This window comes from Pseudomonas sp. SDO52101_S400 (assembly GCF_054071635.1).
The window spans coordinates 1-574 of the sequence record NZ_JBSVWF010000148.1; the positions used below are offsets into that span (position 1 = coordinate 1).

Consider the following 574-nt stretch of genomic DNA (forward strand, 5'->3'; position numbering starts at 1 on the left):
CCAAGTATTATGTTGCCGAGGAAGTGAGAATGGCTGCTTACGATTTATATGGTGTTAAAGACTTGAGTATTTCTGCAGCCAGTTTGAGTGTCGAGGAAAGTTTGAAACTCTCCTTTGATAGGCGAGAGAGTTCGTATCATGGTGGTGAGTATTATTTTTCTGGCAATAAGGAGTCAGAGCACTTTACGCTGAAAAATAATGTGGATCCTTTTGACGGGGAAGCTGTGGAGCACGAATTTCCCGAATATCCAATTTTGTTATATGTGGATATGACCGACCGCGCAGAAGAGGTTAAAGGAAAACTGGGGATGGAGTTTCACCTCCTTAGGCATGAGCTGCTTGATTAGCGTCGAGTCCATCGAGTTCCTGTCACCGCTCGGTAATCGCTGCGGCCGACCACAGGCATTTGAAATTCCCGACGTTGCGCTCCAGAATCGCGACCCGATCCGGCCAAGGTTGCCGGACGGTCATGGTTAGAAGGGGTTTGGTGAAAAGGGGACGGACAGAATTATTTTATTTAATAAATCTGAGAATCATCTGGCCGGCCTCCCCACCTCACGGAGGTGGCGCAAAA

Annotated in this window: 1 protein-coding gene; it reads left to right on the forward strand. The window is 47.7% G+C overall.

Translation table 11 applies throughout. The features are described from left to right. A partial coding sequence (locus ACW9HX_RS29105) for a hypothetical protein (protein ID WP_457383218.1) occupies positions 1 to 347 on the forward strand: 347 nt, incomplete at its 5' end. Positions 348 to 574: the final 227 nt, after the last annotated feature.